This window comes from Pseudomonas sp. OA65 (genome assembly GCF_017498305.1).
Classification (GTDB): Bacteria; Pseudomonadota; Gammaproteobacteria; order Pseudomonadales; family Pseudomonadaceae; genus Aquipseudomonas; species Aquipseudomonas zanjanensis.
Genome location: NZ_JAGDEZ010000018.1, coordinates 95,874 through 119,859, shown reverse-complemented (window position 1 = coordinate 119,859; position 23,986 = coordinate 95,874). Strand labels below are relative to the sequence as shown.

The following is a 23,986-nucleotide window of genomic DNA, read 5'->3' as shown; positions in this document are numbered from 1 at the left end:
TGCGCTTCCGATCTCTCGTTAGCGGGAGGCGAATTCTACAGCGTTACTCGCTGCTGTCAACACCTCTTTTTCACCGCTTTCGATCGAGAAGACCGAATCGCCGATAGAGCCAAACAACACCGCTCTATCTGCTCCTTCCAAGCCTCGATGAACTGAAGCCCAACATCTTCGAAACCTACTTAACTCATTGAATCTCAAGGAGTTTTCCGTTTCGACTGCGCCGGAAGTGGGGCGAATTATAGACTTCCAGAATCTGCCGTCAACATCTATTTTCAGCTTTATTCAGATTTCAGCGTAATACGCGCGAAAGCCTTCTTTCCGGCCTGACATACATGAGTGGAACCCAGCTCATATATATAGGCGCGATCCACAACCTCACCATCTACACGCACGCCACCCGAACCAAGAAGATCTCGCGCCACCGCCGCATTCTTGACCAAGCCTGCTTTATTAAGGACTGCCGCAATCGGCATATCCTCAGCCGCAACCAGCTCGATCTCCGGCAAGTCATCCGGCAGCTCTCCATCCTTCATACGATTACCCGCCGCACGATGAGCATTGGCCGCAGCCTCCTCACCATGGAAACGAGCAACGATCTCTTCGGCCAGCTTGATCTTGATGTCCCGCGGATTAGCCCCAGCCTCTACATCAGCACGGAACGCATTGATCTCATCCATGGATCGGAAGCTCAACAGCTCGAAGTAACGCCACATCAGCGCATCAGGAATGGAGACCAACTTGCTGTACATGACACCCGGCGCTTCCTGGATGCCCACGTAGTTGCCCAGCGATTTGGACATCTTCTTCACGCCATCCAAACCCTCCAGCAATGGCATGGTCAGGATGCACTGCGCCTCTTGACCATAACCGCGCTGCAGCTCACGCCCCATCAACAGATTGAATTTCTGATCGGTACCGCCGAGCTCAACGTCCGCGCGCAACGCAACCGAGTCATACCCCTGAACAAGCGGATAGAGGAACTCATGAATGGCGATTGGCTGGTTGGTTGTATAACGCTTATCAAAATCATCGCGCTCGAGCATACGAGCTACGGTGTATTGAGAGGTCAGGCGAATGAAATCCGCCGGCCCCATCTTATCCATCCAAGTGGAATTGAAAGCCACTTCGGTCTTGGCAGGATCAAGAATCTTGAAAACCTGAGTCTTGTAGGTCTCGGCGTTATCGAGGACCTGCTCACGGGTCAGCGGCGGACGCGTAGCGCTTTTGCCGCTCGGGTCACCGATCATGCCGGTGAAGTCACCTATAAGGAAGATGACCTGGTGCCCCAGATCCTGGAACTGGCGAAGCTTATTAATAAGCACCGTATGACCCAGGTGTAGATCGGGCGCCGTCGGATCGAAGCCAGCCTTGATACGCAGCGGCTGCCCACGCTTGAGCTTTTCGATCAGCTCGGACTCGACCAACAGTTCTTCCGCACCACGCTTGATCAGCGCTAGCTGCTCTTCAACCGACTTCATAACAGACCCGTAAGGCTCAGATTCAAAGGGCCCCAACCATACAAGATCGCGCACCAAATACAAGGTTTGCCAGGCGCGAGGACGCCAATCCACAGAACAGAGCGTTCGCGGGCTTGCTTCGCAGGGGTTTTGGTTATATTTTATACAGTTATTTCATCTTCATCATGTCATTCATCTTTTCCAATTCATTTTTTCAAAAGCCAAAATTACTTATGACCACAGAACCGTCTAAAGCGCCGCCGCTTTACCCGAAGACCCACCTGCTTGCCGCAAGTGGCATCGCAGCCCTCCTTAGCCTGGCGCTCCTGGTATTTCCCTCCAGCGATGTTGAAGCCAAAAAGACGACTCTGAGTCTTGAACTGGAAAGCCCTGCTGAACAACTGACACAAGAACAAGACGCCGCCGAAGCCGTTCAAGCCACAACCGAACCGGCCGCTTCTCCGTTTGCACAAATTGAAAACAGCCCGGAAGACCCTGCCCAGGCCGCCGCTCAGGCAGAAGCGCCTGTGACAGAAGAAAAGAAAGGACCGGACCATCGCGAAGTGATTGTTGCCAAGGGCGACACGCTCTCAACACTTTTCGAAAAGGTTGGCCTGCCCTCGACTTCGGTCCATGAAGTCCTGGCCAGCGACAAACAAGCCAAGCAATTCACTCAATTGCAGCGTGGCCAGAAACTTGAATTCGAACTCAGCCCAGACGGACAGCTGACCAACCTGCACAGCAAGCTGAGCGACCTGGAAAGCATCACCCTGACCAAAAATGACAAGGGTTATGTATTCAACCGCGTCACCGCCAAGCCTACCGTTCGCTCGGCCTACGTCCACGGCGTCATCAACAGTTCGCTGTCCCAGTCCGCTGCGCGCGCAGGCCTTTCCCATAGCCTGACCATGGATATGGCCAGCGTCTTCGGCTACGACATCGACTTCGCCCAGGACATTCGTCAAGGCGACGAATTCGACGTCATCTACGAGCAGAAAGTGGTCAATGGCAAGAGCGTCGGCAACGGCCCGATTCTCTCCGCGCGCTTCACCAACCGCGGCAAGACGTACACCGCGGTGCGCTACACCAACAAGCAAGGCAACAGCAGCTACTACACCGCCGATGGCAACAGCATGCGCAAGGCATTCATCCGTACACCGGTTGATTTCGCCCGTATCAGCTCGAAGTTCTCCGCAGGTCGCAAGCATCCGATCCTGAACAAGATTCGCGCCCACAAAGGTGTCGACTACGCCGCCCCTCGTGGCACGCCAATCAAGGCAGCCGGCGACGGCAAGGTGTTGCTGGCCGGCCGTCGCGGCGGTTATGGCAATACCGTGATCATCCAGCACGGCAATACCTATCGCACCCTGTACGGACACATGCAGGGCTTCGCCAAAGGCGTGAAGACTGGCGGCACCGTCAAGCAAGGCCAGGTGATTGGCTACATCGGCACCACCGGCCTCTCCACCGGCCCGCACTTGCACTATGAGTTCCAGGTCAACGGCGTTCATGTCGATCCACTTGGCCAGAAATTGCCGATGGCCGATCCGATCGCCAAGGGCGAGCGCGCACGCTTCCTGGCTCAAAGCCAACCTTTGATGGCTCGCATGGATCAAGAGAAAGCCACCATGCTGGCCTCGAGCAAGCGCTAAGCATGGCGCTCTATATCGGTGTGATGTCCGGGACCAGCCTGGACGGCTTGGATATAGCACTGATCGAATTGACCCCGGCGATCAAATTGATCGCCACGCACTACATCCCCATGCCCGCCGTTCTGCGCACCCAATTGCTCGAGTTGTGCAGCAGCGGGCCCGATGAGATCGCCCGCTCCGCCATTGCCCAGCAAAGCTGGGTAACGCTGGCCGCGCAGGGTATCCATACCCTGCTCAACGAACAGAAACTCAAACCTGAAGACATCAGGGCGATTGGCAGCCACGGCCAGACCATCCGCCATGAACCGGCCCGTGGGTTTACCGTGCAAATCGGCAATCCGGCACTGTTGAGCGAATTGACCGGCATCACCGTCGTCAGCGATTTCCGAAGCCGCGATGTGGCCGCTGGTGGGCAAGGCGCCCCACTGGTCCCGGCGTTTCACGAAGCATTGTTCGAAGAACGAGCCGGTCATCGTGCCGTGCTGAATGTCGGTGGCTTCAGCAACCTCAGCCTGATAGAGCCCGCAAAACCTGTCGCCGGTTTCGACTGCGGCCCAGGCAACGTATTGCTCGATGCCTGGATTCACCAACAACGAGGCGAGCATTTCGATCGCGACGGCCAATGGGCCGCCAGCGGAAAAGTCGAGCCTGACTTGCTTGAGGCACTGCTCAGCGACCCCTTCTTCGTCACCAAGGGTCCGAAAAGTACCGGTCGTGAAGTATTCAACCTGCCGTGGTTGAACCAGCATTTGTCGCAGTTGCCAGCCTTCGCCCCGGAAAACGTCCAGGCGACGTTACTCGAACTGACCGCCCTGACCATCGTCGAATCACTGCAGTATGCCCAGCCGAATACTCAGGAGTTGCTGGTCTGCGGCGGCGGCGCGCACAACCAGGCGTTCATGAAGCGCCTGGCTGAATTGCTGCCAGAGGCCACCGTCAGCAGCACGGCGGCATATGACGTGGATCCGGACTGGGTCGAAGCCATGGCGTTCGCCTGGCTCGCCCATTGCTGCCTTGAAGGTATTCCAGGTAACCGCCCAAGTGTCACGGGCGCCCGTGGCCTGCGCGTACTCGGCGCCATCTACCCGGCCTGAATCCAATAATCACGGACAAAAAAACGCCGCAGGGCCTAAGGCACTGCGGCGTTTTTATTGAAGCCTTCAGATCGAGAACGAAGAGCCGCACCCACAAGTGGTGGTGGCGTTAGGGTTCTTGATCACGAAACGCGAACCTTCCAGACCTTCCTGATAATCTACCTCGGCACCTGCAAGGTACTGGAAGCTCATCGGGTCGACCACCAGGCTGACCCCTTCGCGCTCGACAATGGTGTCGTCTTCGGCCACTTCTTCATCGAAAGTGAAGCCGTACTGGAAACCGGAACAACCGCCGCCCGTAACAAATACGCGCAGCTTCAAACGATCATTGCCCTCTTCATCGACCAGGCTCTTCACCTTGTGCGCGGCACCGTGGGTGAATTGCAAAGCCGTGGGGGTGAAGGTTTCGACGCTCATGCTGAATATCTCCCGGCGCTTACGCCGCCATAATGCGTGATGGCGGGCATTATCCGCTTCTCCTAGAAAATTGGTCAACTATTTGCGAAGCAGCGGCAAGCTTGTAGCTTGCCGCTTGTGGCTGCTCTTAAGGCAACATCCCTGCATGGGACAGCCCCAGACGCTCATCCAGCCCGAACAGGATGTTCAGGTTCTGCACGGCCTGGCCGGACGCGCCCTTGACCAAGTTGTCGATGACCGACAACACCACCACAAGATCACCGTCCTGGGGACGATGCACGGCGATCCGGCAAACGTTCGCACCGCGCACGCTACGGGTTTCCGGATGACTGCCAGCCGGCATCACGTCGACGAACGGTTCGTTGGCATAACGTTTTTCAAACAACGCCTGCAGGTCCACCGAACGATCGACGACAGTCGCATACAGAGTGGAATGGATACCACGAATCATCGGGGTCAGGTGCGGCACGAAGGTCAGGCCGACGTCCTTGCCCGCTTCCCGGCGCAAGCCCTGGCGAATTTCCGGCAAGTGGCGATGCCCTTTGACCGCGTACGCCTTCATGCTTTCCGACGTCTCGGAATACAACGAGCCGACACTCGCGCCCCGCCCGGCACCGCTGACACCGGACTTGCAGTCGGCAATCAGCCGCGAAGCATCGGCAAGGCCGGCTTCCAGCAGCGGCAAGAACCCCAGCTGTGTCGCCGTCGGATAGCAACCCGGCACAGCGATCAATCGTGCCTGTTTGATCTTCTCGCGATTGACTTCCGGCAAGCCGTAGACCGCCTCTTCAAGCAGTTCCGGCGCACCGTGGGGCTGGCCGTACCATTTGGCCCATTCATCGGCGTCCTGCAGGCGGAAGTCCGCCGACAGGTCGATGACCTTGGTGCCGGCGGCCAGCAGTTCGCCGGCCAGGGCGTGGGCGACACCGTGGGGCGTGGCGAAGAACACCACGTCGCAGGCGCCGAGGGTCTTCACGTCCGGAACGCTGAACGCCAGGCCGTCGTAATGGCCTCGCAGGTTCGGGTACATGTCAGCGACGGCCAGGCCGGCCTCGGATCGGGAGGTAATGACCACCACCTCAGCCTGCGGATGCTGTGCCAGAAGACGCAGCAGTTCGACACCGGTGTAACCCGTGCCGCCGACGATACCGACCTTGACCATATACCTGCCCTCAACGAACCCACTGGAAAGCCGTCGATGATAGGGGCCGCAGGGCGCTGCGACAACCGTCAAGGTGACGTGTGGCCGCTCTAACCTCTACTATCGAGCTACCGTGATTTCCTGGAATAACTAAAAATGCTCTATCTGTGGCTCAAAGCACTTCACATTGTCAGCATGGTCTGCTGGTTCGCCGGCCTGTTCTACCTGCCTCGCCTGTTTGTTTATCACGCCCAAAGCGAGGACAGCGTCAGCAAAGAGCGCTTCAGCGTCATGGAGCGCAAGCTGTACCGCGGCATCATGGGCCCGGCGATGATAGCTACCCTGGTATTCGGCATTTGGCTGCTCAGCCTCAACGCCAGCGCCTACTTCACCCAGGGTGGCTGGATGCACGCCAAGTTGACCTTGGTCGTGCTGCTGATCGGCTACCACCACATGTGCGGCGCCCAGGTGAAGCGCTTCGCCCGTGGCGAAAACACCCGCAGCCATGTCTTTTATCGCTGGTTCAATGAGGTGCCGGTTCTGATATTGCTGGCTATCGTAATTCTGGTCGTCGTCCGACCGTTCTAATCTCCAATCAGCATTCATTATCCGGGGTACTTGCGATGTCGTTGCCCGCTCTGCTTGAACAACGCTTGCGCCTGCCCGTCGTGGCGGCGCCCATGTTCCTGATTTCCAATCCGCAATTGGTACTGGCCTGCTGCCGAAATGGCATCGTCGGCAGCTTTCCGGCTCTGAACCAGCGCGAAAGCAGCGGCTTCAAGGCCTGGCTGGAAGAAATCGAAGCAGGCCTGGCGACCCTGGAGAACCCGGCGCCCTACGCCGTGAACCTGATCGTTCACCACAGCAATCCGCGACTCCAGGCCGACCTGGCCATCTGCATTGAACACAAGGTGCCGATTGTCATCACCAGCCTGGGCGCGGTGAAAGAACTGGTGGACGCGGTGCATGGTTATGGCGGGCTGGTGTTCCATGACGTGACGACCCGCCGCCATGCCGAGAAAGCCGCCGAAGCCGGTGTCGATGGCTTGATCGCCGTTGCCGCCGGCGCAGGCGGGCATGCCGGGACTTGGAGCCCGTTTTCACTGATTGCCGAGATCCGCCAGTTTTTCGATAAGACCCTGCTGCTTGCAGGATGCCTGAACCACGGCCACCAGATTCTAGCCGCACAATTGCTCGGCGCGGACCTGGCCTACTTCGGTACGCGATTTATCGGTACAAGCGAAAGCCACGCACCTGACGCTTATAAAGAGATGTTGCTCACATCCAGAGCCGCGGACATCGTGCATACTCCTGCTGTATCCGGGGTGCCGGCGAGTTTCATGCGCCAGAGCCTGGAGAATGCCGGTTTCGATCTCGCCACCCTGCAGAACAAAGGCGAGGTGGATTTTGGCTCGAAACTCAAGCCACTGAACGATGAGGCCAAGGCCTGGAAAACCGTATGGTCTGCCGGCCAGGGCGTGGGGGAAATCGATGATTTGCCCAGCGTCGATCAGTTGGTGGCGCGCCTGGATGAAGAATACCGTCAGGCACAAGCCCGGGCGGCGCAGCTTGGCGGGCAATGGCCGCGCTGAACCAGCCCGAACAAAACAACTACTTAACTTTCAGAGACAAGGATGCCGGGCATGAGCGAAACCCGTTTCAACATCGTGTTCGACGGCGGCGTGATGCCGGGCGTCGATACCACCACCGCAAAACTCAACCTCGCCGAGCTGTTCAAGAGCGACGTCGCCGCCATTGAACGACTGTTCACCGGTCGCAAGGTTGCCCTGAAAAGCAACCTGTCCCAGAACGAGGCGCAGCAGTACCTCGAAGCGCTCAACAAAAGCGGTATCGATGCCAGGATCGAAGCCGAACCCACCGTCCAATTGAGCCTTGGCGAAGTACAGGACGCGCCACGTCAACCGAGTGGACGCCACCCCGATTCGATCGTCGAGCCTGCCTCGCCTTACGCGCCTCCGCGAGCCCAAGTCGGTGAAGCGCTGGCCGAGTACAGTACGCTCAAGCCCTTCAGCTTCGATGGGCGTATCGGGCGCCTGCGCTACCTGGCCTGGACCATGGCGTTGACCCTGGCTCTACTGCCCTTGGTCGGCGTGGGCTTCTGGCTCGCCTCGACCTGGCTGCTGGCTTCCGACTCGATAGCGGCGCTCATTGTCGGCGGCCTGCTCGCCGCGGTCGTTGTGCTTGCCTTTGCCTTCGTGAGCATCCAGTTCAACGTCCAGCGCCTGCACGACCTCGGTTGGTCGGGGTGGTTGTGGCTGATCAACCTGGTTCCCTTCGTGGGCAGCATCTTCCCGTTCATCCTCATCATCGCGCCAGGCAACACCGGCGCAAACCAATATGGCCCGCCACCCCCGCGCAATACCACGGGGGTCAAGCTGTTGGCCTCGCTCTGGCTCGTGATGATCGTATTGATTTTCATCGCCACGTTTGCAGGCATCTTCGGAGCCCTCCAGGAGGACTACGACACCAGCAGCCTGAGCAGCTACGAAAGCAGCGAGTCCAGCAGCGAAACCGCTGAAGAGCCAGCCGTTGAGGCAGCCGAGCCCGCTCCGCCTTCTGTAGACTATGAAGAAGAGGAACAATAAGCGCGCTTCATGCCGGTGACAGCCCAGTCATTTGGCGGCGGGCTGTCGCGATGGAGAACTGCATGACCCGTTACGCACTGATCACCGGCGCTTCCGGCGGTATCGGCCTGGCCATGGCCGAAGCGCTGGCCCGGCGCGGCCGCAACCTGATACTGGTGGCTCGACAACGTGATCGGCTGGAAAGCATCGCAATCGAACTGACCCAGCGGTTTGGCGTGGAGGTACTGTTCCGGGCTTGTGACCTGGGCGAACCGCTGAGGCTTTCAGGCTTTTTGCTGGAACTGGAGGAAGGTGAACGGCAAATCGACCTGTTGGTCAATTGTGCCGGCATTGGCACCAGCGGGCCGTTCCTGGGCCAGGACTGGATGACCGAGCAGGACCTGATCGAAGTCAACATCCTGGCCCTGACACGGCTTTGTCATGCCGTTGGCAATAGCATGGCGCTGCTGGGCGGTGGCCAGATTCTCAACGTTGCCTCGGTCGCTGCGTTCCAGCCCGGCCCCTGGATGAGTACCTACCACGCCAGCAAGGCCTATGTGCTGCACTTCTCCGAAGCCCTGCGGGTTGAATTGAAGAAATGCGCGATCAAGGTCTCGGTGCTGTGTCCTGGTCCGACCCGAACCGGCTTTTTCTCCAAGGCACAGATAGACGAACAGAAGCTCATCGCCAGCAAATCGCTAATGAGCCCGGAAGAAGTCGCCCTGTACGCCGTGCGCGCACTGGACAAAAACCGCGCCATCATCATTCCCGGACGCCGCAACCGCTGGTTGGCCGCACTGCCGCGCCTGGGATCGCGATGGCTGGTCCGGACCATCGCCGGCATGGTCAACAAGGCTTACTGCCCGCACTGATGCCTTCAAGCTGAACAGCCAAGGCACCTTAACCGAGGCCTTCAAGGCACTCGACCTCAACGAACCCAACGGAGAAAACAGCTGTGGATACTCTGTTTACCAAGATCATCAACCGGGAGATCCCGGCGAAGATCATTTACGAGGATGACCAGGTACTGGCCTTCCACGACATCGCCCCACAGGCGCCCGTGCATTTTCTGGTCATTCCGAAAAAACCGATCCGCACGCTCAATGACCTTACCGAAGCAGACAAAGGCCTGGCCGGGCACATTCTGTTCACTGCCCAGCGCCTGGCGCTGGAATTGGGCTGCGAAGAAGGTTTTCGCGTGGTGATGAATTGCAATGAACTGGGTGGGCAGACGGTCTATCACATTCATATGCATGTGCTGGGTCAGCGCCAGATGAACTGGCCGCCGGGCTGATACCCCTGACCCAACGCAAATCTTCGACGGCCGATTGGGTTAAACTGGCCGCTGTGATTTTTCCCGGAGGTAAGCATGACTACCCAACGTCACTACTCGCCGATTGACCGCCTGTTGCTGCAAGCCGACACCGCGATGCGCACATTGCTGCCCTTCAGTGGCCAGCCGTACCGCCCATCACCGGCCATCGTGCAACCGGACGCGCAACTGAGTGACGAGCAAACCCGCCACGTAGCCGGATTGATGCGTATCAACCACACCGGCGAAGTCTGTGCCCAGGCGCTGTATCAGGGCCAGGCGCTGACCGCGAAGCTGCCGCAGGTGCGTGAGGCAATGGAGCACGCCGCCGAGGAAGAAGTCGATCACTTGGTCTGGTGTGAACAACGGATTCGCCAACTGGGCAGCCATACCAGTGTCCTGAACCCACTGTTCTACGGGATGTCATTCGGCATCGGCGCCGTCGCCGGGCTGATCAGCGACAAAGTCAGCCTCGGCTTCGTCGCGGCGACCGAACATCAAGTGTGCAAGCACTTGAACGAACACTTGGAGCAACTACCGGCTGAGGATGAAAAGTCCCGGGCGATCCTCGAGCAGATGCGCGTGGATGAAGAACACCATGCCGAAAGTGCGCTTGACGCCGGTGGTTTCCGTTTCCCGGCCCCGGTGAAATTCGGCATGAGCCTGCTGGCCAAGGTCATGACCAAGAGCACTTATCGGATTTGACGGTGATTGGGATCTGGATATCCATCCTCATTCCCCGGAAACTAAAAAAGGCGACTTCCCACGGGAGTCGCCTTTTTTCTATCCGACAATTTCAATGCAGCAAGTCGCAAGCCCTCGGATAACGACTCAACCCAACTCGATGATTTCATAATCGTGGGTGATTTCGACCCCGGCGGCGCCGAGCATGATCGAAGCCGAGCAGTATTTTTCCGCGGACAGCTCAATGGCGCGCTTGACCTGGGCTTCCTTCAGGGCTCGCCCCTTCACCACGAAGTGCATGTGGATCTTGGTAAACACCTTTGGGTCTTCAGTGGCGCGTTCCGCTTCGAGGAACGCTTCGCAGCTTTCAACAGCCTGACGGGATTTCTTGAGAATGCTGACCACGTCGAAGTTGCTGCAACCGCCCACGCCCAGCAGGAGCATTTCCATCGGCCGAACACCCAGATTGCGACCGCCGGCCTCCGGCGGGCCGTCCATGACGACCACATGACCACTGCCTGACTCACCGAGGAACATGGCTTCGCCAGCCCATTGGATGCGTGCCTTCATCGCCAAGACTCCACTGTTAAAAAAGGGTCGCCAGCTTAGCACAGCACCTCGCGATGGCCGCTCTCCGTCTTAGGAAGCTCGTCCTGTCGGCATGTAGGTAAATTCTCGAATTTATTAAGGACGCCTCTGTTAAGCTGCGCCAACTCGCTGGCGTATGGCCAGCTTTTAGCGATAGCCATTCGCCTCCATAAAAAACCAAACCACCACACCGCGCAGTTTTTCGGGATACAACCATGGTTGCCATTACTCCCACATTCAAGATCAAGAATCTCGACAAACTCTTGATGCACTGCCAACGCCGCCGCTACCCAGCCAAACACAACATCATTTGTGCGGGAGATCGTTCCGAGACGCTGTTTTTCATCATCAAGGGTTCGGTCACTATCCTGATAGAAGATGATGACGGTCGGGAAATGATCATCGCCTACCTCAATTCCGGCGATTTTTTCGGTGAGTTGGGGTTGTTCGAACAGGCGGGCAAGGAACAGGAACGCAGTGCCTGGGTGCGAACCAAGATTGAATGTGAAGTTGCGGAAATCAGCTACGCCAAATTTCGCGAACTGTCCCTGCAAGACCCGGACATTCTTTACGTCCTCAGCGGACAAATCGCACAACGCCTGCGCAATACCACCCGCAAGGTCGGCGATCTCGCGTTTTTTGATGTCACCGGACGTGTCGCACGTTGCCTGCTGGAATTGTGCAAGCAGCCCGATGCCATGACCCACCCGGACGGCATGCAGATCAAGGTGACCCGCCAGGAGATTGGCCGGATTGTAGGTTGTTCGCGGGAAATGGTCGGTCGCGTACTCAAGGACTTGGAAGAGCGCAACCTGGTCAGCGTCAAAGGCAAGACCATGGTGGTGTTCGGAACGCGTTAAGCGTCCAGCAGTTGGGTCAACAGTTCCCGGTACAACGCGTCGAGGCGTTCCAGGGCGTGAGGCGCCGGGAATTTCTCATGCAGGGCGATATGACTCTCGGCACGCACTCGCTGCTCCAGGCCACAGGCTTCATTGAAGCGATTGACCGCTGCGACCATGGACTCGCGCTCGTTCTCCAGTAACAGCGCGCCGTGAACCAGGCCCACCGGACGCTGACCACCCTTGCTCTGGCGCCAGCGCTGAGCAGTGCCGACCATCTTCCGGCCGTCGAGGTTGACATTGAAGCGCCCGTCGCAAAAGGCCCCTTCCACTTCGCCCAGCGAAGCCACCCCGCCCAACTCATCCAACAACTGGCAGATGGGATCGCACAACCGGCGATACCCGGTTTCGATGCGACCATGATCGCCTTCGCTGCGCGGTGGCGCGTAAACCAGGGCGATATTGACGGTAGCGGCCGACTGCGGCACCGGTTCACCGCCGGTTTCCCGCAGCAGAACTGGCCAGCCATGGGCGGCCGATACTTCACAGGCGTGTTCGAACCCTGGCAGGCGACTCAAGCGGCGCGGCATGACCAGCGCGCGGTCATTGGGCTGCCAGAACAGCAGCCCGAACTCAGCGTCGCCCGCGCAAATGCTGGCCAACAGATCCTGTTCGGCTTGCAGGCCAGCTTCGACAGTCAGGGAAATCACAGGCGACATGGATCAGTCCAGCGTCGAGCCGCTCACCGGCAGGCCTCGTTCAGGAAAGAACAGCCGTTGCAATTCCGTCCCCGGGTTCTCGGCCCGCATGAATGCCTCGCCCACCAGGAACGAGTACACATCGCTGACTTCCATCAGCTCGACGTCGGCCCGGTTGAGGATGCCGCTTTCGGTGATGACCAGGCGATCGCGCGGGATGCGCGGCAACAGGTCCAGGGTGGTTTCCAGGCTCACTTCAAAGGTGTGCAGGTTGCGATTGTTCACACCGACCAGTTTCGTATCGAGGGTTTTCAGGGCTCGCTCCAACTCGTCGCCGTCATGAACTTCCACCAGGACATCCAGCCCGACACTCTTGGCCACGGCCGCCAGCTCGGCCATTTTCACGTCGTCCAGGGCGGAAACGATCAACAGCACGCAATCGGCCCCCAGCGCCCGAGCCTCGACGATCTGATACGGATCGATCATGAAATCCTTGCGGATCACCGGCAACTTACACGCCGCCCGCGCCTGCTTCAGGTAGCCGTCGGAGCCTTGGAAAAAGTCGACGTCGGTCAACACCGAGAGGCAGGTCGCGCCGCCCTTCTCGTAGCTCCGTGCAATGTCGGCCGGAACGAAGTGTTCACGGATCACGCCCTTGCTGGGGGACGCCTTCTTGATTTCGGCAATCACCGCCGGCTGTTTTTTCTTGGCCTGATCGATCAGTGCCTTGGCAAACCCGCGCGGCGCATCCGCTGAACGCGCCAGGTTTTCCAGCTCGGCGAGACTGACACGAGCGCGACGCTCAGCCACTTCCTCAGCCTTGCGAGCCAGAATGTTTTCCAGAACCGTTGGCACGCTCATCCTTCGTTCTCCACTTTGAATACGGCGGTAAATGCACCCAACTCTTCGAGTTTTTCCCTGGCCAGGCCAGTGTGCAGTGCATCATGGGCCAGTTCCACGCCTTGCTTGAGGCTGCTGGCGTGGTCGGCGGCGTACAACGCGGCGCCGGCATTGAGCACGATCATCTCGGCGGCTTTCTGGCCATTCTCGGTCTTGCGGCGACCCAGGGCATCGCGGATCAGCTCCAGCGACTGGGCCGGGCCGTCCACCGCCAGGCCGTGCAAGCTCTGGCTCTTCATGCCGAGGTCTTCAGGTTCGACCCAATACTCGCTGATCTGATCATTTTTCAGTTCAGCCACGAATGTCGGCGCCGCCAGGCTGAATTCATCCAGGCCGTCCTTCGAATGGACCACCAGCACGTGCTTGCTGCCCAGGCGTTGCAGGACTTCCGCCAAAGGCCGGCACAATGCCTGGCTGAACACGCCCACCACTTGATGCTTCACGCCGGCCGGATTCGTAAGCGGGCCGAGCATGTTGAACAGCGTACGCAGGCCCAGGTCACGGCGCGGCGCGGCGGCGTGTTTCATGGCGCTATGGTGGGTCTGGGCAAACATGAAACCAATGCCGACATTGTCGATACAGCGCGCCACTTGAATCGGCGTCAGGTTCAGGTAGATACCGGCAGCCTCCAGCAGATCGGCACTGCCGCTCTTGCCTGAGACTGCGCGGTTGCCATGCTTGGCAACGGTGCAACCGGCCGCCGCAACGACAAACGAAGAGGCGGTGGACACGTTGAAGATATTGGCGCCGTCACCACCGGTGCCGACCACATCGACCACGCCGTCCAGCGTCTTGAGTTCGACCTTGTCCGCCAGTTCGCGCATCGCCGACACCGCGCCGACGATTTCATCGATGCTCTCGCTTTTCATGCGCATGGCCATCATGAACGCGCCGATCTGCGCATCCGTGCATTGGCCAGTCATGATTTCTCGCATCACGTCGCGCATCTCGTCGGTGCTCAGGTCGAGATGGCCGACGATACGGCTCAGGGCTGTCTTGATATCCATGAAAAGTCCTTAGCGCGTGCCGCCGGTTTGTTTGAGGAAGTTGGCGAACAGCTCGTGGCCCTGCTCGGTGAGAATAGACTCGGGATGGAATTGCACACCCTCGATATTCAATGTCTTGTGGCGCAGCCCCATGATTTCATCGACGGAGCCGTCTTCAAGCTGGGTCCAGGCCGTCAACTCCAGACAGTCGGGCAGAGTTTCGCGCTTAACGACCAGCGAGTGGTAGCGGGTGACGGTAAGCGGATGATTCAAACCCGCGAACACGCCCTTGTCCTCGTGGAATACCGGGCTAGTCTTACCGTGCATGACTTGTCGGGCACGCACCACATCGCCACCGAATGCTTGGCCGATCGATTGATGCCCCAGGCAGACGCCCAGGATCGGCAGCTTGCCGGCAAAGTACTTGATGGCGTCGATGGAAATGCCCGCTTCGGTCGGCGTGCACGGGCCAGGGGAAACCACGATGCGCTCAGGCTTGAGGGCTTCGATTTCGGCGATGGTCAGTTCGTCGTTGCGCACGACCTTGACCTCGGAGCCCAGCTCGCCAAGGTATTGCACAACGTTGTAGGTAAAAGAGTCGTAGTTATCGATCATCAGCAACATGGCGTAAGCAACCTATTGAATTCACTGACTTTAAACACAGCCTTCAGCGAGTGACCCGCACGCTGCTGCGCTTGGCGAGGCGAGTGATGCCCCGGCGAAGCGGTTCTACAGCGGGTAAAGAAGGCAAATCGGTACAGGTCCGGCGAGGCCGGCGGAGAATATTCAGGCGCGCCAACGCCAACGGGCGTGTGCCTTGATCATTTGATCCAGAAGTTTGCTGACAATCGACACAGGGGAAGTCTCGTTCATACGTCCCGGCACAGTAGCTTAGCTGGGCGGAGCACGCAATATGAGCGATCCCGAAGGGCTTTGAAACAATCACGACGTTCCGGATAGATGGCAAAATGCCGAAAGTTTTTGGTACTGTCGTTTCGTTTTCTAACAAAAATAAGATCAAAACGGACTTTCCCATGATTAAAAAAACGTTGTTCGTACCGATTGCCGGTTGCCTGCTCGCGCTCGCTTGCGCCCAGGCGAACGCCGCCCCCAACCCATATTCCAAGTTCATCGTATTCGGTGACAGCCTCAACGACGCCGGCCAGTTCGCCGACCCGAACGGCCCACCCGGCTCGACCGAGCGCTACACCAACCGAACCGGTCCGATCTACACCGACGGCAGCGGCGAAGCCTATTCGGCCAACTCGACCCAGTTGCTGGGTGGGCGCCTGGGATATTCCGCCGACGAGACCGCCGCTTCCACTTCAGCGGTCCGCGCTGGCGAGGGTCTGGCAGATGGCAATAACTGGGCTGTGGGCGGTTATCGTACCGACCAGATCCTCGAATCGATTACCGGCGTGTCCGACACAGGCGAGCGCAGCCGTCCCGGCTATCTGCAATCCAATGGCCTGCGCGCCGATCCGAATGCGCTGTATTACATTTCCGGTGGTGGCAACGACTTCATTCAACTCCTGGTGCTGACACCCCAGCAAGCGAGCGACGCCGCGGACCGCCTGGCTGACAGCGTCCAGGTGCTGCAAACGGCTGGGGCCCGCTATATGATGGTCTGGCTGTTGCCCGACCTGGGCCTGACTCCCTTCCTCAACGGCGGCCCTTCGCAAGACTTCTTTTCGCAACTGGGCAACCAGTTCAACCAACAGTTGATCACACGTCTGCAAGGCATCGACGCCGAAATCATTCCGTTGAACATTCCGCTTTTGCTGAAGGAAAGCTTCGCCGACCCGGCACGATTCGGCCTCGCCACCGGCGAAAACCTCACCGCGACCTGCTTCAGCGGCAACGGCTGCACGGAAAATGCCACCTATGGCATCAACAGTGCCACGCCGGATCCCACCAAGCTGATCTACAACGATGCGGTCCATCCAACCGAAGCCGGACAGAAACTGATCGCCGACTACGCCTTTTCCCTACTCGCGGCGCCCTGGGAGCTGACATTGCTGCCGGAAATGGCCCACTCGACCTTACGCGCTCACCAGGATGAATTGCGCAGCCAGTGGCAATCGGACTGGGAAGACTGGCAGGCCGTCGGCCAGTGGCGAGCCATCGTCGCCGGGGGCGGCCAGCACCTGGACATGGACAGCCAAGGCAGCGGCGCCAGCGCCGACGGCAGCGGCTACAGCCTCAACGTCGGCGGCAGCTATCGCCTCAACGAAGCTTGGCGCGTGGGTGTCGCCGCCGGTTTCTACCGCCAGGACATGGACGCTGGCGATAACGACTCGACGTACAAACTCAACAGCTACCTGGCGACCGCTTTCGCCCAGTTCCAGCAAAATCGCTGGTGGGCCGATGCGGCACTGACCGGCGGCAAGCTCGACTACGACAACCTGGAGCGCAAGTTCGACTTGGGCGTCAACGAAGCGCAGGAGAAAGGCGACACAGACGGCCATCTGTGGGCGTTCAGCACGCGAGTGGGCTACGACATCGCCCAGCCGGGCAGCGAATGGCACCTCTCGCCGTTTGTCAGCGCTGATTATGCGAAGGTCGAAGTGGACGGTTACTCGGAAAAGAGCGACCGCTCCACAGCCCTGACCTTCGATGACCAGACCCGCGACTCGAAACGCCTGGGCATTGGCTTGCAGGGCAAATACAACATTACCCGGCAGACCCAGGTGTTTGGCGAATATGCCCACGAACGCGAGTACGAAGACGACACGCAAAAGGTCAACATCGCCCTCAACAGCCTGCCGGCCAATGACTTTACGCTGGAAGGCTACACGCCACAGAGCCACCTGAATCGCCTGAGCCTGGGGGTCAGCCACAAGTTGACCCAGGACCTGGCGCTGCGGGGTGGTTATACGCTGCGCAAGGATGATGACATGACCCAGCAAGGGGTGAGCCTGGGGGTCAGCCTGGACTTCTGATCGAGAAAAATACATGTGGGAGCGAGCCTGCTCGCGATGAGGCTGTCATGTCCGACAAATGTATCGACTGACAGACCGCCATCGCGAGCAGGCTCGCTCCCACAGTTGATCGAGTTGCCACAGGTTTTAGTCGTTCGAGGTCTGCTCGGCCAGCGCCACGGCGCGGAACATCGCGCGGCGCTTGTTCAGGGTTTCTTCCCATTCCAATGCAGGCACCGAGTCGGCGACGATACCGCCGCCGGCCTGCACGTGCAACTCGCCGTTCTTGATCACCGCGGTGCGGATGGCAATCGCGGTGTCCATGTTGCCGTTCCAGGCGAAGTAGCCCACGGCCCCACCGTATACCCCACGCTTGACCGGCTCCAGTTCGTCGATGATTTCCATCGCGCGGATTTTCGGTGCGCCGGACAACGTGCCCGCCGGCAGGATCGCCCGCAAGGCGTCCATCGCTGTCAGCCCGGCCTTCAACTGGCCGGTGACGTTGGAGACGATGTGCATCACGTTGGAGTAGCGCTCGATGACCATCTTCTCGGTGAGTTTCACCGAACCGATTTCCGAGACCCGCCCAGTATCGTTGCGCCCCAGGTCGATCAGCATCAGGTGCTCGGCGATTTCCTTGTCGTCCGACAGCAGGTCCTCTTCCAGTGCCCGGTCAGCCTCCTCCGTGGCGCCACGGGGGCGAGTGCCGGCGATCGGCCGCACGGTGATCAGGTTGTCCTCGACCCGCACCAGCACTTCCGGCGAACTGCCCACGACATGGAAGTCACCGAAGTTGAAAAAATACATGTAGGGCGTTGGGTTGAAACAGCGCAGCGCCCGATAGAGATCGATGGGCGCGGCCTTGAAGTCGATGGACATCCGCTGCGACGGCACCACTTGCATGCAGTCGCCAGCGAGGATGTATTCCTTGATGGTATCGACGGCCCGTTCGTAATCGTCCTGGGTGAAACTGGAACGGAACACCGGGTCGGCCGCCGACTGCTTGCTGAAATCCAGGCCGGGGCGCGGTGTGATCGGCTGGCGGAGTTTTTCCAGCAGGGCCTGCAGGCTTTTCTGGCCTTGCTCATAGGCATCTGCCTGGGACGGATCGGCGAGGACGATCGCGTGCATCTTGCCGGCGAGGTTATCGAAGACCACCACCGCGTCGGAGACCATCAGCAAGATGTCCGGCACGCCCAGCGGATCAGGGTTCGGGCAGGTACCCAGGCGTTTTTCCACGTAGCGCACGCAGTCGTAGCCGAAATACCCCACCAGGCCACCGTTGAAACGCGGCAGGCCGGGAATGGTCGGCACGTTGTAGCGGGCCTTGAAGGTTTCAACGAAGGCCAGCGGATCTTCGACTTCGAGGTTTTCGATTTCGACGCCGTCGTGGGTCACGCTGATGCGATGGTCATGGACCCGCAGCACCGTGCGGCACGGCAAGCCGATGATGGAATACCGGCCCCACTTTTCCCCGCCCTGTACCGATTCGAGCAGGTAGGAGTTGGGCTGGTCGGCGAGTTTGAGATAGATCGACAACGGCGTGTCGAAGTCGGCCAGGGTTTCGCAGGCAAGGGGGATGCGGTTATAGCCGGCAGCGGCTAGACGCAGGAATTCTTCACGGATCATGGGATGCCTCGTGGCAAGAGAAGCTGACAGTCAGGTATGCAAACGCGCCGGATAACCGGCCAGGATCATGTCAGGCGCGCCAACGCCAGCGGGCCAGGGCCTTCATGACTTTCATCCAGAGTTTGCGAGTGACCACCACGATGGCGTTTCCAGAAGAGGATTGAACAACGTCGGGCAACGTTATCTCAGCGGCCGGGTCCAGGCAACCGGGAATTAGCAGGCGCAAATCATCGATCACCAGCGTCGGAAACTCTTCGGCGATGGGCCGGCCGTGGTTGTAGCCGTAACTCAGCGCCACGCACTTGACCCCCGCCGCCTTGGCCGCCAGCACATCGCTGCGCGAGTCACCGACGAACAAGGACTGGGAGGCCGGAATGTTGGCCATTTTCATCACGAAGAACAGCGCGGCCGGATCCGGTTTTTTCTGCGGCAAGGTATCGCCGCCGATGATCCAGCGGAAATAGCGGCCGATTTTCATCTGGTCCAGCAGCGGCGCCACGAAACGTTCCGGCTTATTGGTGATCAGGGCCATTTCCACGCCCTGCTTTTTCAGCCACTTGAGGGTGGAACGCACGCCAGGATAAACCACCGTCAGTTGGTGATTGTCTTCGTAGGCTTCATTGAACAGTGCCAGGGCCTGCTCGGCTTCGGCATCGTCGACGCCTTGGGCATCGATGTCGTTGGCCAGGGCCCGGCGCACCAGCATGGGCGCACCGTTGCCGACCCAGTGGCGCACCGCGTCGATGCCGGCGGGCGGGCGTCCGAGCTTGAGCAGCATCGTGTCCACGGCCGCCGCGAGGTCCGGGACCGAATCGACCAAAGTGCCATCGAGGTCGAACATCACCAGACGCGGCAAGCTGCCGGGGAATAGCTGCTCGAAGCCGCTCATGGGCGCGCCAGGGCCAGTTCAGAACGCATTTTTTCAATTACTTCTGCATAGTTCGGCGCGTTGAAGATCGCAGAGCCGGCGACAAAGGTGTCGGCGCCGGCCGCGGCGATTTCACGAATATTGTTCACGTTCACGCCGCCGTCGATTTCCAGGCGAATGTCACGACCCGAGGCATCGATCAGTGCGCGGGCTTCGCGCAGCTTGTCGAGGGTGCCCGGGATGAACTTCTGCCCGCCGAATCCAGGGTTGACGCTCATCAGCAGGATCATGTCGACCTTGTCCATCACGTACTTGAGCACGTCCAAGGGCGTTGCCGGGTTGAACACCAGGCCTGACTTGCAGCCGCCTTCGCGGATCAACTGCAGGGAGCGGTCGACGTGCTGCGTGGCTTCCGGATGGAAAGTAATGTAGGTAGCGCCCGCCTCGATGAAATCACCGACGATGCGGTCCACCGGGCTGACCATCAGATGCGCGTCGATCGGCGCGGTAATGCCGTATTTGCGCAGCGCCGCGCAGACCATCGGGCCGATGGTCAGGTTGGGCACGTAGTGGTTGTCCATGACATCGAAGTGCACGAAGTCGGCCCCGGCGGCCAGAACGTTGTCCACTTCTTCACCCAGGCGGGCGAAGTCGGCGGAGAGAATCGACGGAGCAATAACGAAGGGCTGCATGACGCACCTGTTTTGAGCGAAATCACGATGGCGCGCATTGTATACCTCAAGATTTGGCGCGCCCACCGTGACAGTCGATCAATACGCCGCGCGGTAGATCTTCTCGATATCGGCGGCGCTCAGTTGACGCGGATTGTTGCGCATCAGGCGTTCGATCCCCGCGGCTTCCACCGCCATGGAAGGAATCACGTCCTCGGTCACGCCCAGGCCGCTCAGGCCTTTGGGGATCTGCACGGCGGCACACAACGCAACCATGGCCTCCACGGCTGCGTCGGCCGCTTCAAGATCACTCAGGTGAGCGGTCTTGAGGCCCATGGCCTCGGCGATGTCACGCATACGCTCGACGCAGGCCATCTTGTTCCACGTCATGACATATGGCAGCAACATGGCATTGGCGACGCCATGGGACACGTGAAAGCGCCCGCCCAACGGATAGGCCAGTGCATGCACCGCCCCGACCCCGGCATTGCCGAAGGCCATGCCGGCCATCAGGCTGGCCGTGGCCATGTCCTCGCGGGCTTGCAGATGGGCGGGGTTGGCGTAGGCCTTGGGCAGTGCGCGGGTGATCAGTTTGATTGCGCCGATGGCCAGGGCATCGGTGATCGGCGAAGCATTGAGCGACAGGTAGGCCTCGATGGCGTGCGCCAGCGCATCGACGCCACTGGCAGCCGTGACACTGCGTGGGCAGGTAAGCGTCATTTGCGGGCTGACCAGCGCCACATCCGGCAACAGAAAATCGCTGACGATGCCTTTTTTCAGCTGCGCGGCCTTGTCGGAGAGGATCGCCACGTTGGTGACTTCCGAACCGGTGCCGGCCGTGGTGGGGATGGCAATCATGGGCGGGCCTTTGCGCGGCACCTGGTCGACACCGAACATGTCCTGCAATTCGCCGTGATAACCGGCATAGACGCCCACGCATTTGGCGATGTCGATGGCACTGCCGCCGCCCAGGCCGATCAGGCCATCATGCCCGCCGTCGCGGTAGGCTTGCATGCAATCTTCGACGATGGCGATTTCCGGGTCCGGCATGACCCGGTCGAAAATCTCGTAGTCCCGCCCGCCCAGGTGTTGCAGGGCCAACTCCACGGTGCCGGACTTGACCAATGCCGCATCGGTCACGATCAGCGGATTGTCGACGTCCAGGCGCGTCAACTCGGCGGCCAGTTGCTCGATGGCAGCGGCACCGGTGATCAGTTTGTGGGCGATCTTGAATGAGGAAAGACTCATGTGCGCGGCCTCTTATTCGAGTATGGGCTGGCACAAGGATAGCTCGGTATTGAGGGTTGTCTGTCATTCAGCGCGTGAATGCGATGAGGAACCATGTGGGAGCGAGCCTGCTCGCGATAGCGGTCTATCCGACACATTAATGTTGGCTGACACACCGCTATCGCGAGCAGGCTCGCTCCCACATTTGTACCGCGCTAACCGTCAGACCTGGGCAGTGCGCAGCTTCTCGCTACGCCCGCGCAACCATTCCAGGGTCAGCAATAGGACCACCGAGAAGGCAATCAGCAGCGTCGCCGCCGCCGCGATGGTAGGGCTGAGGTTTTCGCGGATCCCACTGAACATCTGCCGTGGCAGGGTAGCCTGCTCAGGCCCAGCGAGGAACAGCGTCACCACCACTTCATCGAACGATGTCGCGAAGGCGAACAGCGCACCGGAGATCACGCCCGGAGCGATCAACGGCAGAGTCACCCGACGAAACGCTGTCAGTGGCGAAGCCCCGAGGCTGGCGGCGGCGCGGACCAGGTTGTGGTTGAACCCCTGCAAGGTCGCCGACACCGTGATGATGACGAACGGCACACCCAGCACCGCATGGACCACGATCAGCGAGAAGAAACTGTTGCCCATCCCCAGTGGTGCGAAGAACAGATAACTGGCCACCCCAATGATCACCACCGGCACCACCATCGGTGAAATCACCAGGGCCATCACCAGCGCCTTGCCCGGGAAGTCACCTCGGGTCAGGCCAATGGCGGCGAGCGTGCCGAAGATCATCGCCAGCACCGTCGCCGCCGGGGCCACGATGATGCTGTTTTTCAGTGCCCGCATCCATTCGGCCGAGGCGAAGAAATCGTGGTACCACTGCAGCGAAAAACCTTGCAGCGGGTACACCAGGAAACTGCCGGAGTTGAACGACAGCGGAATGATCACCAGCACCGGCAGGATCAGGAACAACAGGATCAACCCGCAAAGTATGCGCAGGCTGTAGAACCACACCCGCTCGATGGGGGACATGTAAGGACTCACCATTTTCGATCTCCCCTTAGCTCAGGCGCAGGCGACTGGCGCCCACCAGCCAGCTGTAAATCAGATAAAGCACGATGGTCGCCAGCAACAGCAGCCCGCCGAGCGCCGTGGCCATGCCCCAGTTGATGCTGGTGTTGGTGTAGAACGCGACGAAGTAGCTGACCATCTGGTCGTTCGGGCTGCCCAGCAGCGCCGGCGTGATGTAGTAGCCGATGGCAAGGATGAACACCAACAGGCAACCGGCGCCGACACCGGCATAAGTCTGCGGGAAGTACACCCGCCAGAAACTGGCGAACGGGTGGCAGCCCAGGGAAATCGCCGCCCGCATGTAGGTAGGCGAGATGCCTTTCATCACGCTGTAGATCGGCAGGATCATGAACGGTAATAGGATGTGAACCATGGAGATGTACACACCGACGCGGTTGAACACCAGTTCCAGGGGTTTATCGATGACCCCCATGGCCATCAGCGCGCTGTTGATCAAGCCGCCCGATTGCAGCAGCACGATCCACGCGGCGACTCGCACCAGGATCGAGGTCCAGAACGGTAGCAACACCAGGATCATCAACAAGTTGCTTTGACGCGACGGCAGGTTCGCCAGCAGGTAGGCCAACGGATAGGCCAACACCAGGCATATCGCGGTAATCACCAGGCCCATCCAGAAGGTGCGGGTGAAGATGTCGAGGTAGATCGCCTGGTCGGGGGTGGCCGGGGCCAGTTCGCCGAGGTCATCGATGCGGTGATCGACAGCCGCCAGCAGGTAATACGGGGTGACATCACTGGTGTTGCGGCGGATCACCTGCCAGTACGCCGGATCGCCCCAACGCTCATCAAGGTTTTCCAAGGCTTCTTTATAAGAAGTCGGCTCGGTAGCAAACGGCAACGCCCGAGCGGTCTTGGTCATCAGGCTGCGATAGCCGGCCAGTTCCATGTTCAGGCGCTTGGACAAATCGCCCAGGGTCTGATTCTTGCGGGCTTCGGCCAGGTCTTCACTGGCAGCCTTGTACACCGGCTCGCCCGGCAAACCGCGTCCGTCCCAGGCCGCGACGGCGGCGACAGTGCGCGGCATGGCGCCCACCACTTCCGGGTTGCTGACGCTTTTGAACAGCAGCGCCACGATTGGCACCAGGAACACCAGCAACAGAAACAGCACCAGCGGCGCGATCAAGGCCTGGGCCTTCCAGCGGTTGACCCGCTCGGCATGCTTGAGCCGCTGCTTGAGGGTGGGGCTGGTGCCCGCGTTCAGTGGAACGGCGATGGCCATGGCGAACTC

Annotated in this window: 24 protein-coding genes; 10 read left to right on the top strand and 14 right to left on the bottom strand. The window is 59.7% G+C overall.

Annotated features, from left to right (window positions below):
- Nucleotides 1–278: 278 nt before the first annotated feature.
- The gene (gene tyrS, locus J3361_RS17115; RefSeq protein WP_207965560.1) at nt 279–1,478 is read right to left on the bottom strand and encodes a tyrosine--tRNA ligase; all 1,200 of its coding nucleotides are present in this window, start codon (nt 1,476–1,478) and stop codon (nt 279–281) included.
- A gap of 212 nt (nt 1,479–1,690) precedes the next feature.
- Here tyrS and J3361_RS17110 point away from each other — a divergent pair, with 212 nt between their 5' ends.
- Nucleotides 1,691–3,109, top strand: a complete 1,419-nt coding sequence (locus tag J3361_RS17110) for a peptidoglycan DD-metalloendopeptidase family protein (RefSeq protein ID WP_207965559.1) — start codon at nt 1,691–1,693, stop codon at nt 3,107–3,109.
- 2 nt (nt 3,110–3,111) lie between these two features.
- Complete coding sequence (locus tag J3361_RS17105) at nt 3,112–4,203, top strand: anhydro-N-acetylmuramic acid kinase (protein ID WP_207965558.1); 1,092 nt, start codon at nt 3,112–3,114, stop codon at nt 4,201–4,203.
- Between the two features lie 66 nt (nt 4,204–4,269).
- On the opposite strand, the gene erpA is transcribed toward J3361_RS17105, so the two are convergent.
- Nucleotides 4,270–4,620: an iron-sulfur cluster insertion protein ErpA gene (gene erpA / locus J3361_RS17100; protein WP_003177727.1), complete on the bottom strand. Its 351-nt coding sequence runs from the start codon at nt 4,618–4,620 to the stop codon at nt 4,270–4,272.
- Nucleotides 4,621–4,747: 127 nt separating this feature from the next.
- Entirely contained in the window at nt 4,748–5,782 is a 1,035-nt protein-coding gene (gene argC / locus J3361_RS17095; protein WP_207965557.1) for an N-acetyl-gamma-glutamyl-phosphate reductase, read from the bottom strand.
- A gap of 135 nt (nt 5,783–5,917) precedes the next feature.
- Between argC and hemJ the strand changes: the two genes are divergently transcribed.
- The 6 genes from hemJ (at nt 5,918) to coq7 (ending at nt 10,363) form a co-directional block, all read left to right on the top strand.
- A complete protein-coding gene (gene hemJ / locus J3361_RS17090) occupies nt 5,918–6,349 on the top strand; it encodes a protoporphyrinogen oxidase HemJ (RefSeq protein ID WP_039590834.1) in 432 nt (143 codons plus the stop codon).
- A 35-nt stretch (nt 6,350–6,384) separates the two neighbouring features.
- Nucleotides 6,385–7,353: a nitronate monooxygenase family protein gene (locus tag J3361_RS17085; protein WP_207965556.1), complete on the top strand. Its 969-nt coding sequence runs from the start codon at nt 6,385–6,387 to the stop codon at nt 7,351–7,353.
- A 51-nt stretch (nt 7,354–7,404) separates the two neighbouring features.
- On the top strand, nt 7,405–8,367 hold the full coding sequence (locus J3361_RS17080) for a DUF805 domain-containing protein (RefSeq protein ID WP_207965555.1): 963 nt from the start codon (nt 7,405–7,407) through the stop codon (nt 8,365–8,367).
- A gap of 62 nt (nt 8,368–8,429) precedes the next feature.
- Entirely contained in the window at nt 8,430–9,218 is a 789-nt protein-coding gene (locus tag J3361_RS17075) for an SDR family oxidoreductase (protein WP_207965554.1), read from the top strand.
- An 83-nt stretch (nt 9,219–9,301) separates the two neighbouring features.
- On the top strand, nt 9,302–9,640 hold the full coding sequence (locus tag J3361_RS17070; RefSeq protein ID WP_042730270.1) for a histidine triad nucleotide-binding protein: 339 nt from the start codon (nt 9,302–9,304) through the stop codon (nt 9,638–9,640).
- Between the two features lie 75 nt (nt 9,641–9,715).
- Nucleotides 9,716–10,363, top strand: a complete 648-nt coding sequence (coq7, locus tag J3361_RS17065) for a 2-polyprenyl-3-methyl-6-methoxy-1,4-benzoquinone monooxygenase (RefSeq protein ID WP_053125891.1) — start codon at nt 9,716–9,718, stop codon at nt 10,361–10,363.
- 126 nt (nt 10,364–10,489) lie between these two features.
- Here the strand turns inward: coq7 and J3361_RS17060 are convergent, their stop codons facing one another.
- Nucleotides 10,490–10,912: an OsmC family protein gene (locus J3361_RS17060; protein WP_003206127.1), complete on the bottom strand. Its 423-nt coding sequence runs from the start codon at nt 10,910–10,912 to the stop codon at nt 10,490–10,492.
- 233 nt (nt 10,913–11,145) lie between these two features.
- On the opposite strand from J3361_RS17060, the gene crp reads away from it, so the two are divergent.
- The gene (crp, locus tag J3361_RS17055) at nt 11,146–11,790 is read left to right on the top strand and encodes a cAMP-activated global transcriptional regulator CRP (RefSeq protein ID WP_060740379.1); all 645 of its coding nucleotides are present in this window, start codon (nt 11,146–11,148) and stop codon (nt 11,788–11,790) included.
- Here the strand turns inward: crp and J3361_RS17050 are convergent.
- From J3361_RS17050 to J3361_RS17035, 4 genes are read right to left on the bottom strand one after another with little or no spacing between them, the layout of a single operon-like run.
- The gene (locus J3361_RS17050) at nt 11,787–12,488 is read right to left on the bottom strand and encodes a lipoate--protein ligase family protein (protein WP_207965553.1); all 702 of its coding nucleotides are present in this window, start codon (nt 12,486–12,488) and stop codon (nt 11,787–11,789) included. The genes crp and J3361_RS17050 overlap by 4 nt on opposite strands.
- 3 nt (nt 12,489–12,491) lie before the next feature.
- Nucleotides 12,492–13,328, bottom strand: coding sequence for an indole-3-glycerol phosphate synthase TrpC (gene trpC / locus J3361_RS17045; RefSeq protein WP_207965552.1), 837 nt, complete (start codon nt 13,326–13,328; stop codon nt 12,492–12,494).
- Nucleotides 13,325–14,374, bottom strand: a complete 1,050-nt coding sequence (trpD, locus tag J3361_RS17040; protein ID WP_053125896.1) for an anthranilate phosphoribosyltransferase — start codon at nt 14,372–14,374, stop codon at nt 13,325–13,327. Before trpD ends, trpC begins: the two co-directional genes overlap by 4 nt.
- 9 nt (nt 14,375–14,383) lie before the next feature.
- Nucleotides 14,384–14,977, bottom strand: coding sequence for an aminodeoxychorismate/anthranilate synthase component II (locus J3361_RS17035; protein WP_207965551.1), 594 nt, complete (start codon nt 14,975–14,977; stop codon nt 14,384–14,386).
- Nucleotides 14,978–15,387: 410 nt separating this feature from the next.
- On the opposite strand from J3361_RS17035, the gene estP reads away from it, so the two are divergent.
- On the top strand, nt 15,388–17,295 hold the full coding sequence (gene estP, locus J3361_RS17030; RefSeq protein ID WP_207965550.1) for an esterase EstP: 1,908 nt from the start codon (nt 15,388–15,390) through the stop codon (nt 17,293–17,295).
- 126 nt (nt 17,296–17,421) lie between these two features.
- Here estP and trpE read toward each other — a convergent pair whose 3' ends face one another.
- The 6 genes from trpE to J3361_RS17000 all read right to left on the bottom strand — a co-directional run bounded on the left by trpE (nt 17,422) and on the right by J3361_RS17000 (nt 23,977).
- A complete protein-coding gene (trpE, locus tag J3361_RS17025) occupies nt 17,422–18,903 on the bottom strand; it encodes an anthranilate synthase component I (RefSeq protein ID WP_207965549.1) in 1,482 nt (493 codons plus the stop codon).
- 70 nt (nt 18,904–18,973) lie between these two features.
- The gene (locus J3361_RS17020) at nt 18,974–19,792 is read right to left on the bottom strand and encodes a phosphoglycolate phosphatase (RefSeq protein ID WP_207965548.1); all 819 of its coding nucleotides are present in this window, start codon (nt 19,790–19,792) and stop codon (nt 18,974–18,976) included.
- Nucleotides 19,789–20,463, bottom strand: a complete 675-nt coding sequence (gene rpe / locus J3361_RS17015) for a ribulose-phosphate 3-epimerase (RefSeq protein WP_207965547.1) — start codon at nt 20,461–20,463, stop codon at nt 19,789–19,791. Before rpe ends, J3361_RS17020 begins: the two co-directional genes overlap by 4 nt.
- 78 nt (nt 20,464–20,541) lie before the next feature.
- The gene (locus J3361_RS17010; protein ID WP_207965546.1) at nt 20,542–21,690 is read right to left on the bottom strand and encodes an iron-containing alcohol dehydrogenase; all 1,149 of its coding nucleotides are present in this window, start codon (nt 21,688–21,690) and stop codon (nt 20,542–20,544) included.
- A gap of 201 nt (nt 21,691–21,891) precedes the next feature.
- On the bottom strand, nt 21,892–22,716 hold the full coding sequence (locus J3361_RS17005) for an ABC transporter permease (RefSeq protein ID WP_053125909.1): 825 nt from the start codon (nt 22,714–22,716) through the stop codon (nt 21,892–21,894).
- A 13-nt stretch (nt 22,717–22,729) separates the two neighbouring features.
- Nucleotides 22,730–23,977, bottom strand: coding sequence for an ABC transporter permease (locus J3361_RS17000; RefSeq protein ID WP_207965545.1), 1,248 nt, complete (start codon nt 23,975–23,977; stop codon nt 22,730–22,732).
- Between the last annotated feature and the right edge of the window lie 9 nt (nt 23,978–23,986).

Excerpts from the sequence above, each read along its gene's own strand:
- coq7 (WP_053125891.1), top strand. The coding sequence starts at position 9,716 with ATGACTACCCAACGTCACTACTCGCCGATTGACCGCCTGTTGCTGCAA.
- J3361_RS17075 (WP_207965554.1), top strand. The coding sequence starts at position 8,430 with ATGACCCGTTACGCACTGATCACCGGCGCTTCCGGCGGTATCGGCCTG.
- crp (WP_060740379.1), top strand. The coding sequence starts at position 11,146 with ATGGTTGCCATTACTCCCACATTCAAGATCAAGAATCTCGACAAACTC.
- trpD (WP_053125896.1), bottom strand. The coding sequence starts at position 14,374 with ATGGATATCAAGACAGCCCTGAGCCGTATCGTCGGCCATCTCGACCTG.
- J3361_RS17060 (WP_003206127.1), bottom strand. The coding sequence starts at position 10,912 with ATGAAGGCACGCATCCAATGGGCTGGCGAAGCCATGTTCCTCGGTGAG.
- J3361_RS17010 (WP_207965546.1), bottom strand. The coding sequence starts at position 21,690 with ATGAGTCTTTCCTCATTCAAGATCGCCCACAAACTGATCACCGGTGCC.
- rpe (WP_207965547.1), bottom strand. The coding sequence starts at position 20,463 with ATGCAGCCCTTCGTTATTGCTCCGTCGATTCTCTCCGCCGACTTCGCC.
- J3361_RS17080 (WP_207965555.1), top strand. The coding sequence starts at position 7,405 with ATGAGCGAAACCCGTTTCAACATCGTGTTCGACGGCGGCGTGATGCCG.
- J3361_RS17050 (WP_207965553.1), bottom strand. The coding sequence starts at position 12,488 with ATGTCGCCTGTGATTTCCCTGACTGTCGAAGCTGGCCTGCAAGCCGAA.
- J3361_RS17020 (WP_207965548.1), bottom strand. The coding sequence starts at position 19,792 with ATGAGCGGCTTCGAGCAGCTATTCCCCGGCAGCTTGCCGCGTCTGGTG.
- J3361_RS17035 (WP_207965551.1), bottom strand. The coding sequence starts at position 14,977 with ATGTTGCTGATGATCGATAACTACGACTCTTTTACCTACAACGTTGTG.
- erpA (WP_003177727.1), bottom strand. The coding sequence starts at position 4,620 with ATGAGCGTCGAAACCTTCACCCCCACGGCTTTGCAATTCACCCACGGT.
- estP (WP_207965550.1), top strand. The coding sequence starts at position 15,388 with ATGATTAAAAAAACGTTGTTCGTACCGATTGCCGGTTGCCTGCTCGCG.
- J3361_RS17000 (WP_207965545.1), bottom strand. The coding sequence starts at position 23,977 with ATGGCCATCGCCGTTCCACTGAACGCGGGCACCAGCCCCACCCTCAAG.
- J3361_RS17105 (WP_207965558.1), top strand. The coding sequence starts at position 3,112 with ATGGCGCTCTATATCGGTGTGATGTCCGGGACCAGCCTGGACGGCTTG.
- J3361_RS17005 (WP_053125909.1), bottom strand. The coding sequence starts at position 22,716 with ATGGTGAGTCCTTACATGTCCCCCATCGAGCGGGTGTGGTTCTACAGC.
- trpE (WP_207965549.1), bottom strand. The coding sequence starts at position 18,903 with ATGATCCGTGAAGAATTCCTGCGTCTAGCCGCTGCCGGCTATAACCGC.
- argC (WP_207965557.1), bottom strand. The coding sequence starts at position 5,782 with ATGGTCAAGGTCGGTATCGTCGGCGGCACGGGTTACACCGGTGTCGAA.
- trpC (WP_207965552.1), bottom strand. The coding sequence starts at position 13,328 with ATGAGCGTGCCAACGGTTCTGGAAAACATTCTGGCTCGCAAGGCTGAG.
- J3361_RS17110 (WP_207965559.1), top strand. The coding sequence starts at position 1,691 with ATGACCACAGAACCGTCTAAAGCGCCGCCGCTTTACCCGAAGACCCAC.
- hemJ (WP_039590834.1), top strand. The coding sequence starts at position 5,918 with ATGCTCTATCTGTGGCTCAAAGCACTTCACATTGTCAGCATGGTCTGC.
- tyrS (WP_207965560.1), bottom strand. The coding sequence starts at position 1,478 with ATGAAGTCGGTTGAAGAGCAGCTAGCGCTGATCAAGCGTGGTGCGGAA.
- J3361_RS17085 (WP_207965556.1), top strand. The coding sequence starts at position 6,385 with ATGTCGTTGCCCGCTCTGCTTGAACAACGCTTGCGCCTGCCCGTCGTG.